Origin of the sequence: Clostridioides sp. ZZV15-6598, from assembly GCF_020657705.1 — a bacterium.
In the GTDB taxonomy this organism is placed as follows: Bacteria; Bacillota; Clostridia; order Peptostreptococcales; family Peptostreptococcaceae; genus Clostridioides; species Clostridioides difficile_F.
Genome location: NZ_JAGWCS010000395.1, coordinates 1 through 216, shown reverse-complemented (window position 1 = coordinate 216; position 216 = coordinate 1). Strand labels below are relative to the sequence as shown.

Below are 216 nucleotides of genomic sequence, written 5' to 3'. Positions count from 1 at the left end.
CAATCTAATTCTTTTTTTAAATTGGTCTAATCAGAACTGCACTGTTTATAAGTAAAAGTTTCTTTATCGTTTTCATAGACTTCTATTTTTTTAGAAAGATATTTATTGTATACAAATCTACAACATCCAAAAGTCTTGTTAATTAACTCTTGCTGTTTTTTATTTGGATACATTCTAAACTTATAAGCTTTTTCCAATACTATCACCTCACTTTAC

General features: G+C 25.5%; 1 pseudogene. It reads right to left on the bottom strand.

Annotated elements, in window-relative coordinates:
- Positions 1-29: 29 nt before the first annotated feature.
- Positions 30-206: pseudogene (locus KGF50_RS22220) on the bottom strand (helix-turn-helix domain-containing protein); the annotation flags it as partial.
- Positions 207-216: the final 10 nt, after the last annotated feature.